The organism is Streptomyces sp. NPDC012474, from assembly GCF_042955185.1.
GTDB lineage: Bacteria > Actinomycetota > Actinomycetes > Streptomycetales > Streptomycetaceae > Streptomyces > Streptomyces cahuitamycinicus.
Genome location: NZ_JBIBEP010000001.1, coordinates 518,062 through 530,262, shown reverse-complemented (window position 1 = coordinate 530,262; position 12,201 = coordinate 518,062). Strand labels below are relative to the sequence as shown.

The 12,201-nt window shown below is 70.6% G+C and carries 10 protein-coding genes and 2 tRNA genes; 2 read left to right on the top strand and 10 right to left on the bottom strand.

The annotated features are described in order from the left end of the window. Positions 1-50: 50 nt before the first annotated feature. The 3 genes from ACFY9S_RS02330 to leuS all read right to left on the bottom strand — a co-directional run bounded on the left by ACFY9S_RS02330 (position 51) and on the right by leuS (position 4,837). Complete coding sequence (locus tag ACFY9S_RS02330) at positions 51-896, bottom strand: DegV family protein (RefSeq protein WP_391121675.1); 846 nt, start codon at positions 894-896, stop codon at positions 51-53. Between the two features lie 72 nt (positions 897-968). Beyond that, positions 969-1,742, bottom strand: coding sequence for a hypothetical protein (locus ACFY9S_RS02325; RefSeq protein ID WP_391121672.1), 774 nt, complete (start codon positions 1,740-1,742; stop codon positions 969-971). A gap of 215 nt (positions 1,743-1,957) precedes the next feature. Beyond that, positions 1,958-4,837: a leucine--tRNA ligase gene (gene leuS, locus ACFY9S_RS02320; protein ID WP_391121669.1), complete on the bottom strand. Its 2,880-nt coding sequence runs from the start codon at positions 4,835-4,837 to the stop codon at positions 1,958-1,960. 470 nt (positions 4,838-5,307) lie between these two features. On the opposite strand from leuS, the gene ACFY9S_RS02315 reads away from it, so the two are divergent. Continuing rightward, complete coding sequence (locus ACFY9S_RS02315) at positions 5,308-6,573, top strand: cytochrome b/b6 domain-containing protein (protein ID WP_391121666.1); 1,266 nt, start codon at positions 5,308-5,310, stop codon at positions 6,571-6,573. Continuing rightward, entirely contained in the window at positions 6,570-8,180 is a 1,611-nt protein-coding gene (locus ACFY9S_RS02310; RefSeq protein WP_391121663.1) for an NADH-ubiquinone oxidoreductase-F iron-sulfur binding region domain-containing protein, read from the top strand. The genes ACFY9S_RS02315 and ACFY9S_RS02310 overlap by 4 nt, the downstream gene beginning before the upstream one ends. Before the next feature lie 111 nt (positions 8,181-8,291). Here ACFY9S_RS02310 and ACFY9S_RS02305 read toward each other — a convergent pair. The 7 genes from ACFY9S_RS02305 to ACFY9S_RS02275 all read right to left on the bottom strand — a co-directional run bounded on the left by ACFY9S_RS02305 (position 8,292) and on the right by ACFY9S_RS02275 (position 12,194). Beyond that, positions 8,292-8,364: transfer RNA gene (locus ACFY9S_RS02305), tRNA-Ala, on the bottom strand. A gap of 97 nt (positions 8,365-8,461) precedes the next feature. After that, positions 8,462-8,695 carry a hypothetical protein gene (locus ACFY9S_RS02300; RefSeq protein WP_006136074.1) on the bottom strand — a complete coding sequence of 78 codons (234 nt, stop codon included), beginning with the start codon at positions 8,693-8,695 and terminating at the stop codon, positions 8,462-8,464. 3 nt (positions 8,696-8,698) lie between these two features. Further along, on the bottom strand, positions 8,699-8,872 hold the full coding sequence (locus tag ACFY9S_RS02295) for a hypothetical protein (protein WP_391121660.1): 174 nt from the start codon (positions 8,870-8,872) through the stop codon (positions 8,699-8,701). A 201-nt stretch (positions 8,873-9,073) separates the two neighbouring features. Next, positions 9,074-9,146, bottom strand: a tRNA-Ala gene (locus ACFY9S_RS02290). A gap of 74 nt (positions 9,147-9,220) precedes the next feature. Beyond that, on the bottom strand, positions 9,221-9,895 hold the full coding sequence (locus ACFY9S_RS02285) for a histidine phosphatase family protein (protein WP_391122926.1): 675 nt from the start codon (positions 9,893-9,895) through the stop codon (positions 9,221-9,223). Then, on the bottom strand, positions 9,886-10,332 hold the full coding sequence (gene rsfS / locus ACFY9S_RS02280; protein WP_102911540.1) for a ribosome silencing factor: 447 nt from the start codon (positions 10,330-10,332) through the stop codon (positions 9,886-9,888). The genes ACFY9S_RS02285 and rsfS overlap by 10 nt, the downstream gene beginning before the upstream one ends. Positions 10,333-10,436: 104 nt before the next feature. Continuing rightward, complete coding sequence (locus ACFY9S_RS02275) at positions 10,437-12,194, bottom strand: LytR C-terminal domain-containing protein (RefSeq protein WP_391121657.1); 1,758 nt, start codon at positions 12,192-12,194, stop codon at positions 10,437-10,439. Positions 12,195-12,201 lie beyond the last annotated feature (7 nt).

The following is a 12,201-nucleotide window of genomic DNA, read 5'->3' as shown; positions in this document are numbered from 1 at the left end:
TGTGGACAACCTCGTCCCTCACACGGGCGACCCGAGCTCCACAGCAACGTTCACCGGGGCGAAACCACGACTCCCAGCAGCCCGGGCCCCGTGTGCGCCCCGATCACCGCCCCGACTTCGCTGACATGCAGATCGGCCAGCCCTGACACCCGTGTCCGCAGCCGGTCGGCGAGGGCCGACGCCCGGTCCGGGGCGGCGAGATGGTGCACGGCGACATCCACCTGGGCGCTGCCGGCACGGTCGGCCGCGATCTCTTCGAGGCGGGCGATCGCCTTGGACGCGGTCCGCACCTTCTCCAGCGGTTCGATACGGCCGTCGGCCAGTTGCAGCAGCGGCTTCACCGCGAGCGCCGAGCCCAGCAGGGCCTGAGCGGCACCGATACGGCCGCCGCGCCGCAGGTAGTCGAGGGTGTCCACGTAGAAGTAGGCGGAGGTGCCCGCGGCCCTCTTCTCCGCGGCCGCGACGGCCTCGTCCACCGTCCCGCCCGACTCCGCGGCCTCCGCGGCGGCGAGCGCGCAGAATCCGAGCGCCATCGCGATCATGCCGGTGTCCACCACCCGCACCGGAACCGGCGACTGCCGTGCGGCCACGACGGCCGCGTCGTACGTACCGGAGAGTTCGGCGGAGAGGTGGAGGGAGACGATGCCGGTGGCGCCGGACTCGGCGACCTTGCGGTACGTCTCCTCGAAGACCGCGGGAGCGGGTCGCGAGGTCGTCACGGGGCGCCGCTTCTGCAAAGCCTGGGCGAGGGCGCGGGTCGAGATCTCGGTGCCCTCTTCCAGCGCCCGGTCGCCGAGGACCACGGTCAGGGGTACCGCCGTGATGCCGTGACGCTCCATCGTCCGGGTCGGCAGGTAGGCCGTTGAATCGGTGACGATCGCGACATGGCGGGACATGAGCTGGAGGTTACCTGCCGTAGCGCCCGTGCGGCAGTCCGGCCCCTGCGCCCCGCGGCGAGCATGGCCGGATCAAGTGGTGCTCTCGGGGCGGGGCTTCTTCTGCCAGGGGTAGGTCGGGCGCGCCGCCGGCGGCGTGATGGCGGGCCGTGCCTGCTCCTGCGCGGAGCCGGACTGCGCGGTGTCCGGCCAGGTCTGCCCGCCCGTGGCGGCATCCGCGGCGGGCGCCTCGGGCCACGACGGCGGCGAGGCCTGCTGCCGGACGGACGCGGACTGCGCCGAGGACGCGGGGTGCGGCTCCGGAGTCGTCCAGTGCCGCAGCGCCCCGGACTCCAGGTCGATCTGGGCGCTGAGCGAGTCCAGGTCGTCGTCCGCGAAGCGGCGGGCCCGGTCGCGGGCCGCCCAGCGCAGTGAGTCGGCCGCGTGCGCGATGCGTTCGGTGCGCTCGCGCAGCCCGGGCAGGCGCTCGCCGAGCGCGGCACGGTCCGGCTCGGACTCCAGGCGCTTGAGCTCGTCGTCCAGCTCACGGCCGTGCGCAGTGAGCCGTTCGAAGAGGCCGACGGACTCCTTCAGGGACTCGTCCTCGGCGACGGCCGCGTGCAGCGCGTCCTGCGTGGCGCGCATGGAGGTGCGCAGCTTCAGCCGGAGCTGGGCGAGTTCGCCCGCGGCGCCGGGCTGGGCGAAGGACTTGGCGCGCAGTGTGTGGTCCTCGACCGTGCGGCGGGCCTGGGTGATGCCGCGGTCCACGCCGCGCTTGGCGGCACCGACCGCCTTCACGGTGGCGTACGCCCCGAGCCCGAACAGGAGCACGAAGAGCAGGGCGAAGACGGCGATCACTGCATCCACAAGTGCTCCTCCTCAGGACGTCACGGCGCTTCGCGTCGCTCTTCAACGGTAAACGCAACGGGCAGGCCTGGAGTTCCAGAAAAACCCCGAACCTGCCCGTAGGGGACCACCCCGAGAGGGGACCCGCCCGTAGCGGACCACCCCGAGAGCGCTCCGCACGCCTCGCCCCGGCGGTCACGCCGGAACGATGTTCACGCCTCCGCACGCCCCGGCGGTCACGCCGGAACGATGTTCACCAGCTTCGGCGCGCGCACGATCACCTTCCGGATCCCGGCGCCGCCCAGCGCGGCGACGACCTTCTCGTCCGCCAGCGCGGCCTTCTCCAGCTCGTCGTCGGAGATCGACGGCGCGACCTCCAGCCGCGCCTTGACCTTGCCCTTGATCTGCACGACGCAGGTCACGGTCTCGTCGACGACGTACGCGGGGTCGGCCACCGGGAAGTCCTGGTGCACCACCGAGTCGGTGTGCCCCAGCCTTCGCCACAGCTCCTCGGCGATGTGCGGAGCCAGCGGGGCGACCATCAGCACCAGGGCCTCGGCGACCGGGCGGGACACGGGCCCGCCCACCTTGGTCAGGTGGTTGTTCAGCTCGGTGACCTTGGCGATGGCGGTGTTGAACCGCATGCCCTCCAGGTCGCCGCTGACGCCGTCGATCGCCTTGTGCAGGGCGCGCAGCGTCTCCTCACCGGGCTCGGTGTCGACGACGGTGCTCTCGCCGGTCGCCTCGTCGACGATGTTGCGCCACAGTCGCTGCAGCAGCCGGAACTGGCCGACCACCGCGCGCGTGTCCCACGGCCGGGAGACGTCCAGCGGGCCCATGGCCATCTCGTACAGGCGCAGCGTGTCGGCCCCGTACTCGGCGCAGATCTCGTCCGGAGTGACCGCGTTCTTCAGGGACTTGCCCATCTTGCCCAGCAGCCGGGAGACCTTCTCGCCCTGGTACCAGTAGGCACCGTCGCGCTCCTCCACCTCGGCGGCCGGCACCGCGATGCCGCGGCTGTCGCGGTACACGTAGGCCTGGATCATGCCCTGGTTGAACAGCCTGTGGAACGGCTCGGCGGACGAGACGTGGCCCAGGTCGTACAGGACCTTGGACCAGAAGCGGGCGTACAGCAGGTGCAGCACGGCGTGCTCGGCGCCGCCGACGTACAGGTCGACACCGCCGTGCGGCTGACCCTCGCGCGGGCCCATCCAGTACTGCTCGATCTCGGGGTCGACCAGCTTCTCGGAGTTGTGCGGGTCCAGGTAACGCAGCTCGTACCAGCAGGAACCGGCCCAGTTGGGCATGGTGTTGGTCTCGCGCCGGTACGGGCGCGGGCCCCGTCCGTCGCCCAGGTCCAGGGTGACGTTCACCCAGTCCTCGTTGCGCGACAGCGGCGTCTCGGGCTGGGTGTCGGCGTCGTCCGGGTCGAAGGTGCGCGGCGAGTAGTCCTCGACCTCGGGCAGCTCCAGGGGCAGCATCGACTCGGGCAGGGCCTGGGCGATGCCGTCCTCGTCGTAGACGATCGGGAAGGGCTCGCCCCAGTAGCGCTGGCGGCTGAACAGCCAGTCGCGCAGCCGGAAGTTGACGGTGCCCTCGCCGACGCCGGACCGCTCCAGCCACTCGGTGATGCGCGCCTTGGCCTCGGCGACGCCCAGGCCGTCCAGGCTGACCTCGTCGTTCGAGGAGTTGATGATCTTCGCCTCGTACGACGCGAAGGCGTTCTCCCAGGTGGAGGTGTCCGTGCCGCGGCCGTCGGTCGGTTCGACGATGCAGGTGATCGGCAGCTCGAAGGCGCGCGCGAACTCGAAGTCGCGCTGGTCACCGGCCGGGACGGCCATGATCGCGCCGGTGCCGTAGCCCATCAGGACGTAGTCGGCGATGAAGACCGGGACCTGCTCGCCGTTGACCGGGTTGGTGGCGTACGCGCCGATGAAGACGCCGGTCTTGTCCTTGGCCTCGGCCTGGCGCTCCACGTCGGACTTCGAGGCGGCCTGGGCACGGTAGGCGGCGACGGCCTCACCGGGGGTGGCGTGGCCGCCGGTCCACACCTCGTGGGTGCCCTCCGGCCAGGCGGCCGGGGTGAACTTCTCCACCAGCGGGTGCTCGGGCGCCAGAACCATGTAGGTGGCGCCGAACAGGGTGTCGGGGCGGGTGGTGAAGACGGTGATGCGCTCGCCGTCGATGGGGAAGTCGACGCGGGCACCCTCGCTGCGGCCGATCCAGTTGCGCTGCTGCAGCTTGATGGCCTCGGGCCAGTCCAGCGCGTCCAGGTCCTCCAGCAGCCGGTCGGCGTAGGCCGTGATGCGCATGTTCCACTGGCGCAGCTTGGCCTTGAAGACCGGGAAGTTGCCGCGCTCGGAGCGGCCCTCGGCGGTGACCTCCTCATTGGCCAGCACGGTGCCCAGCCCGGGACACCAGTTGACCGGCGCGTCGGAGGCGTAGGCCAGCCGGAACTCGCCCAGGACGTCGGCCTTCTCGGCGGGGCTCAGCTCGCTCCACGCGCGCGTGTGCCCCGGAACGGGCCGCTCACCGGACTCGAACGCGGCGACCAGCTCGGCGATCGGGCGGGCACGCCCGGCCTCGTGGTCGTACCAGGAGTTGAAGATCTGCAGGAAGATCCACTGGGTCCACTTGTAGTAGTCCGGGTCGATCGTGGCGAACGACCGGCGCTTGTCGTGGCCCAGGCCCAGCCGGCGCAGCTGGGACTTCATGTTCTCCATGTTGGCTTCGGTGGACACGCGCGGGTGCGTGCCGGTCTGCACCGCGTACTGCTCGGCGGGCAGGCCGAAGGCGTCGAAGCCCAGGGTGTGCAGGACGTTGTGGCCGGTCATCCGCTGGAAGCGCGCGAAGACGTCCGTGGCGATGTAGCCCAGGGGGTGGCCGACGTGCAGGCCCGCACCGGAGGGGTACGGGAACATGTCCATGATGTACTTCTTGGGGCGGGCGACGGTCTGCCCGTCACCGGCCAGGTCGCCCTTGGGGTTGGGCGCGGCGTAGGTGCCGTCGGCGTCCCAGAAGTCCTGCCAGCGTGCCTCGATGTCGGCAGCCATGGCGGCCGTGTAGCGGTGCGGCGCCGCCACCTCGGAGGTGGCGGCGGGGTTCGTCTCGCTCATGATCCTCAAAGCTCCATCGATCGTCTCTGCCTGCGGCTGTCTCGTTCGAGAAACGAAAAATCCCCTCGCACAGGAGGGGACGCCGCGCCGATGCCGGCCACTCGGTTCGTCCGGTGGCCGGGACTGATCAGCGCGGCCCGCTAAGCAGAAGGCGTACGGCACGCATGGCGCTAGGGTACCGCAGGCCCCCAGCGCGTCGCGACGCGCTTTCGCGGGGGTGTCTCGGTGCCCGACAAGCTGAACCAAGGTCAATAGTTACTTCGCGTAACAGTCGCTAAGGGACAACAGAACAACCAAATTGTCCTTTGATAACAACGCAATAACTCAAACCTCGTACCCATCGGTATGGCTCCGCTTAGAGTTCGGCAGCGGGACCGCTGCTTTCCCGAACCGCTCGGAGTTGCCCCCATGAACCCTCATCGCAGTATCAGCTCACCACCCCCGCTCGCCGGGACGTGGGGAGGCCGGTCGTGAACCAGTTCGACTCCACGGCAGACGACTCGTTCGCCGAGTTCCTCAACTTCGGTGCGGGCGTGCTGTCCCTCGTGTGTCTGACGTGCTCGGTGATCTGGGGCCTGGTCGCCCAGGACCGGATCCTCCTCGACGCACGCCGCCGCATCCTGGCGCAGGCCGTGCACCGGACCACGGCCGTCGCCTCGATCGTCTTCCTGCTGGTGCACATCGGGGTGAAGCTGGCGCTGTCCCACACCTCGTGGGTCGCCGCGGTGATTCCCTTCGGGCTGGTCTTCACCGACGACGAGGCCGTCATGGGCCGGTCGTTCCTCATCGGCCTCGGAACACTGGCCAGCATGCTCATGATCTTCGTGGCCATCACGGGCGTGCTGCGCAACCGCTTCGCGTCCCCCGCGCCCGTCGCCGCCCGCTGGCGGGCCATGCACATGCTGGCCTACCCGGCCTGGTGCGCCGCGCTGGTCCACGGCCTCTACGCGGGTCGCGCGGCCAAGCCGATGTTCGTCGTCCTGTACTGCCTGTCCCTGGCCGGAGTGGCCGGCGCCCTCGCCCTGCGCGCGGCTCCGCGCCAGGTCAAGCGCCAGGTCGCCGACAAGGTCGCCTCGCTGATCGGGCCCGGCGAGGGCCCGGACCGCAGAGATCTGGAGGAGAGCCGGGCCCGGGCGGGCGGCGGCTCCGCGCTGCCCGGCTACGACGGCCGGGAGGCACCCGCGCGCTCCTCGGCTTCCCCGTCGGGTCCGCTGTACGAGAGGGCGGAACGCCCCGCGGCCAAGGAGTCGGCGAACGGCTTCGCCGCCGCCTACCGGGCCGTCTCGGGCCCGCCCCAGGGTCAGCAGGCCTTCGCGCCCGGGCCGACCACCGGCATGCAGCTGCCGCTGGACATGCAGCCCACCGAGACCATCCCGACCGTGGACGGCCCCTCCAGCACCTCCGGCAACTGGCCGATCCCGTCCCCGCCGCCGGTCGGCGAGGCCCCGCCGTCGGCCTACGACCCGCTCCAGGACACGGGTTTCAACATCCCGCCCTACGACCCCCTGCAGGACACCGGACAAAGCATCCCTGCCTATGGCAATCCAGGCGCCGCCGGCTTCGGATCGAGTGACGTGTACGACACGGGTGAGACGAATGCCGTCTACGACACGTACTACCCGAACGACACGTACAACAGCGGTCCCGCCACTGAATCAACGCCCGGTGCGTCCTATGACTTCGACGCTCCGGGATCGGGCGAACCTTGGAACACGCCTTCCGGAGGCTTTAAGTGAACGAGGCCCTGCCCGACGTACCCGAAGTCCGCGTCGTCGGCCTTCCTCAGCTCACGTCAGGCTTCGACCTTGTCGATCGGCTCGATCTGCCCATGCACCTCAAGGTGCACGGGCCGCTCGAACCGATGGGCGGCGAGCAGCTCGCGCAACTCGCCGAACGCATCAACCTGAAGGGCCGCGGCGGCGCGGGCTTCCCCTTCCACAAGAAGCTGCGCTCGGTGGCCGAGGCGGCGATCAAGCGCGGCGTCCGGCCGGTCGTCGTCGTGAACGGCAGCGAGGACGAGCCGGCCTGCCGCAAGGACACGGTGCTGATCAACCGTGCTCCTCATCTGATCCTGGACGGCGCGCTGCTGTGCGCCGAGGCCCTGGGTGCCCGCACGCTCGTGGTGGGGGTCACCCGTGAGTCGACCCAGCGCTCCATGGAGGCCGCGCTCGCCGAACGCGGCCTCAACAACGGCCGTCGCTCGGCCCTGCGCGCGCGTGTCCAGCGCAACCCGGTCCGCATGGTCACCGGTGCCGCCGCGTCGCTGATCCGCTCGATCGACGGCGGGCCGGCCATCCCGCCCGGCCGCAAGGTCAGCGCCTCGCAGAACGGCGTCGGCGGCGCACCCACCCTGCTGTCCAACGCCGAGACCTTCGCCCAGCTGGCGATCGCCGCCCGCATCGGCCCGGAGCGCTACGGCAACACCGGCCTCTACGACGAGCCGGGCACCGTCATGCTCACGGTCTCCGGCGCGGTCGCCCGCCCCATGGTCATCGAGGTCCCGACGGGCGTGCCCCTGCGGTACGTCCTGCAGCTCGCCGGCGCACCGCCGGTGCCGCAGGGCGTGCTCACCGGCGGCTACCACGGCAAGTGGATCGACGCGGCGACGGTCAACGAGGCGATCGTCTCGCGCAACTCCCTGGACGCGGTGGGCGGCGCGCTCGGCGCCGGCGCGATCCTGCCGATCACTCAGGACACCTGCCCGCTGGGCGAGTCGCTCCGGGTGGCGCAGTGGCTGGCCGAGGAGAGCGCGGGCCAGTGCGGCCCCTGCTACCTCGGTCTGCCGGCCGCGGCGCGCGGCCTGGAGGACATCCTCAACGGCGGCGGACCGGCCGCTCTGGAGGCGCTCAAGCAGGTCGCCAAGAACGTGAAGCGGCGCGGCGCGTGTTCGCACCCGGACGGCTCCGCGATGTTCCTCGAGTCGACCATCAAGGCGTTCACGGACGACCTGGCCGCCCACGTCCTCGGCAACGGCTGCGGACGGCCCGTGGAGGGCGTTCTGCCGCTCTTCGAGGGCGGCAGGGCCCCCACGGGCATCCCGGGGGGCGGCGAGTCCGGGGAGAACGGCCCCAGCCGCCAGAAGATCTACGTGGACTGGACGCTGTGCCGGGGCCACGGGCTGTGCGCGGACATCCTCCCGGAGGTCTTCCAGCTGGGGGCCGACGGTTTCCCGACCGTGGCGCAGGCGCAGGTGCCGCGGTACGCCGAGGCCAAGGCTCTACGCGCGGTGCGTCGCTGCCCGGCGCTGGCGCTGCGCCTTGAGGAGGCGGGTGCGCCGGGCGCGCCGTCCCGCAACCTCCCGGTCCTCTCCCAGGGCCGCGGCCGCCGCGCTCTCGGTCGCTGAGCACAGTTACGGCGGGTCCCCTCAGGGGGCCCGCTATACTCATACCCAGTGCTCACACCCACGACAAGAAGGCGGGTCATCCGATCGGATGACCCGCCTTCTCAACTTCTGTGGAGCTAAGGAGAATTGAACTCCTGACCTCCTGCATGCCATGCAGGCGCTCTACCAACTGAGCTATAGCCCCTTGCCAGTGCTCCGCCGGGTTTCCCCGGCGGCGAAGCCAACTTTACTGGCCCATCAGTCCCAACACCAAATCGGTTTCGCTTCGCCCGAAATGACCGTTATGCCGTGACGAACGAGTAGAACCGCTTGAGCGTGCAGTGCTCCTCCAGCAGCCGGCCGTAGATCGGCTCGCCCTCCAACTCGCGGTACGTCTCGATGGGGTCGCCTTTTATGATCAGCGCCCGCGCGCATTCCTCGCACCAGTACTGGTAGTCGGGATTGATCGGTTCCATGTCGCGGACGATCGGAGTCCCACTGCCGCACCAGTCGCACTTTCGCCTGTGTGCACCCATCGATCAGCTCCAGCTGTGGCCGCAGGCCGTGCACACGTAGGAAATCCCGCCGTTGTCGCCGAGCATCTGGGCCACGTGCGCGGAACCGCAGGAAGGGCAGCTGAGGCGGGTGGACATCTCCCATGTGAACGCTGCTTCGAGGAGGTGGTCGACCTCCTCGCGGATGCTCGCAGGCATCGCTACTCCTCCCGTCGGGCCGCGCCCCCTTCCGGCCGTTTGATTCTGCCACGGCCGGACCAATACGGTCAGCGACGCCTCAGTACCAGTCCGGACACGGCACCGGGCAGCGCCGTAGAGGTATACGCCTCAGCCAGGCCGAGTGACTCAAGCCGGAGCACGAAAAATCCCGCCCCCCTGACCGGGAACGGGATCTTGACGTGGAGCTAAGGAGAATTGAACTCCTGACCTCCTGCATGCCATGCAGGCGCTCTACCAACTGAGCTATAGCCCCTCGTGTCCGTCCCCGCCGGGCGGGGCGAACAAGAAGAACTTTAGCCTGCGACCTGCCGGAAAGTGAAATCCGGGTCAGTCGTCGTCGCCGAGCACCGGTTCCGGCAGGGTGCCGGCGTTGTGCTCCAGCAGGCGCCAGCCGCGGGCGCCTTCGCCGAGCACGGACCAGCAGCAGTTGGAGAGCCCGCCGAGGCTCTCCCAGTGGCGGGGATCGAGACCCAGCAGGCGGCCGATCGTGGTGCGGATCGTGCCGCCGTGGCTGACCACGACGAGCGTGCCGTCCTCGGGGAGCTTCTCGGCGTGCCGGAGCACCACGGGGGCGGCCCGGTCGGCGACCTCGGTCTCCAGTTCGCCGCCGCCGCGTCGTACGGGCTCGCCGCGCTTCCACGCGGTGTACTCGTCGCCGTAGCGGGCGATGATCTCCTCGTGCGTCAATCCCTGCCAGGCGCCCGCGTAGGTCTCGCGCAGCGCCTCGTCGTGGGTGACGTCGAGGCCGGTGAGCGTGGCGAGCTCGGCGGCCGTGGCCGCGGCGCGCCGGAGATCGGAGGCGATCATCGCGTCCGGCTTCAGGGAGACGAGGAGCCGGGCGGCACGGCGGGCCTGACCGAGACCGGTCTCGGTCAGCTCGACGTCCGTGCTGCCCTGGAAGCGGCGCTCCACGTTCCACGAGGTCTGGCCGTGCCGCCACAGGATGATGCGACGGCCCCGGCCCTTCCCTGCGGACGCCTCACTGAAGGAGGTCACCGCCAGTCACCGTCCAGCTCCGCCGCCTCCTCGGCCGCCCGCAGCTTGGCGTGCTCCTCGGCCTTGCCGCGGGTGGCCAGGGCCTCCTCGGGCAGTTCGAGCTCGGGGCAGTCCTTCCACAGCCGCTCCAAGGCGTAGAAGACGCGCTCCTCGCTGTGCTGGACGTGGACGACGATGTCGACGTAGTCGAGGAGGACCCAGCGGGCCTCGCGGTCACCCTCGCGGCGCACCGGCTTCGCGCCGAGTTCCTTCGAGAGGCGCTCCTCGATCTCGTCGACGATCGCCTTGACCTGACGGTCGTTGGGTGCGGAGGCCAGCAGGAAGGCGTCCGTGATGGACAGCACGTCACTGACGTCGTAGGCGACGATGTCGTGGGCCAGCTTGTCGGCGGCCGCCTGGGCGGCGGTGTTGATCAGCTCGTGAGAGCGGTCGGTCACGGTCACTACAAGGCTTTCGGTCGGCGGACACTTGACACCAAGGGTCTCACGGACCGCCGTGGGCCCCCCACGCGATGACGGGGATCACGTGGGGGGGGCCGTCCCGCCGTCTAGTCGGACGACGGCTTGTAGTCCTGGCCGAGGACGACGGAGACGTCGGCGCTCGTGGAGATCTTCCCCTTGGCCACGGAGCCCGCTGGCAGGCCCAGGGTCTTGGCGACCTCGGTGGCGTTCGCCTTGCCGGCGGCGTCGGCGTAGACGACCTGGGAGGTGGCCCGGGCGGTGCCGGTGCCGCCCTCCAGGAAGGTGAAGCCGCCGTTGAGGAGCACGACGCGGGCCTTTTCGGTGTTGTCCCTGACGCCGGTGGCGTTCTGGACGGAGACACTGACGGCGGCGTCCTTGTCGGGGCTCTTGGCGGTGCCGCCGAGGACGTTCCTGACGATCCCGGCGCCGGTCTGGGCGCTGAGCGTGCCGTCGCTCCGGACGGGCAGCAGGTCCGTCTTGTAGTCGCCGCCCTTGGCGAGGTCCGAGAGCCCGGCGAGGAAGGTGCCGAGGTCCTTGTCGGTCAGGGACGGGTCGAGGATCTGCTGCAGCGTCTGGATCGTGGTCGTCGCGGCCTGCGGGTCGGATGACAGCTTGCGCAGGATGCCCTGCAGGACCTGCCCGAAGCGCTCCAGCTGGGCGTTCTGGGCCTCGCCGGGGGCGCGGTAGGTGGCGTAGGCGACGGCCATCTTGCCGCTGAGGGTCTGGGCCTTGCCCTTGTTGACCAGGGGGGCCTCGCCCTTCTTCTTGGCGGCGGGGTCGGGGACGGCCGTGTCGGTGTCGACGTCGATGTTGCCGACGATGTCGACGAGGTTCTGCAGGTAGGGGGTGTCCAGGCGCCAGGTGCCCTCGATGTCGGTGCCGAGGACCGTGTCGAGCGCGTCGCGGGTGCCGTCGGAGCCGTCGTCCTCGACCGACTTGGCCAGGGTCGTCGTGGTGCCGTCGTCGCTGGTCAGAGCGAGCGAGTTGGGCAGCAGGACGGTGGTGCCCCGCTGGGTGGTCGTGTTGTCGACCAGGAGGGCCGTGGCGGTGCCGTCGCCGTTGACGTCGTGCAGGTGGACGACGATCACGTCGCGCTTCTGGGCGCCCGCGGCCGTCGCGGTGCCGGTCGCGGAGCCGTCGGAGGACAGGCCGGGCAGCCTGCCCGCGTACCAGAGGTAACCGACGCCGCCGGCCGCGACGAGCGCGAGCACGACCGTCAGGGCGACGATCCGGCTGCGGGCCCGGCGCCGGGCCTCCTCACGGCGTTCGGTGCGGTTCTCGGTGAACTTCAGCCAGTCGATGACGTCTTCGGAGTTGGCGTCCGGTTCCTCGACGAAGGCGAACTGCTCGGTGTGGTAGTCCCGCTGCGGTTCGGCGGGGGCTTCCCGGTCGTGAGCCGGTCCGGCCTGCTGCGGGATGTGGGCGGTCTGCTGCGGGACGGGGGCGGCCTGCTGCGGGATGTGGGCGGCCTGTTCGGCGGTGCGGGACTGCCGACCGGTGGGGTCGGCCGCGGTGGCCTGGCCGTAGGGGTCGTGCGGGGTGCTCTGCGCGGGGCCGCCCTGGTGCGAGCCGGTGGCGTACGGGTCGTAGGGGGCGGCGGGCTGCTGCGGGCTCGTGCCGTAGTCGTAGGCGGGCGGTGACTGCCGGCCCTGCTGCGCGTACGGGTCGTAGCCATAGCCCTGTTCGTACTGCCGGCCCTGCTGGGCGTACGGGTCGTACGTCTGCTGCTGGGCCTGCTGGGGGCGGACCTGCCGGTAGACAGGCTGGCCGTACTCGTCGTAGCCGACGAGCTCGTACTGGTCGGCGCCGTGGTCCGCGGCCCCCGCGTCGTATCGGTCGTTCACCGGTGCC

Coding starts and splice junctions, on each gene's coding strand:
- ACFY9S_RS02330 (WP_391121675.1), bottom strand. CDS start 896: ATGTCCCGCCATGTCGCGATCGTCACCGATTCAACGGCCTACCTGCCG.
- leuS (WP_391121669.1), bottom strand. CDS start 4,837: ATGAGCGAGACGAACCCCGCCGCCACCTCCGAGGTGGCGGCGCCGCAC.
- ACFY9S_RS02300 (WP_006136074.1), bottom strand. CDS start 8,695: ATGGGTGCACACAGGCGAAAGTGCGACTGGTGCGGCAGTGGGACTCCG.
- ACFY9S_RS02295 (WP_391121660.1), bottom strand. CDS start 8,872: ATGCCTGCGAGCATCCGCGAGGAGGTCGACCACCTCCTCGAAGCAGCG.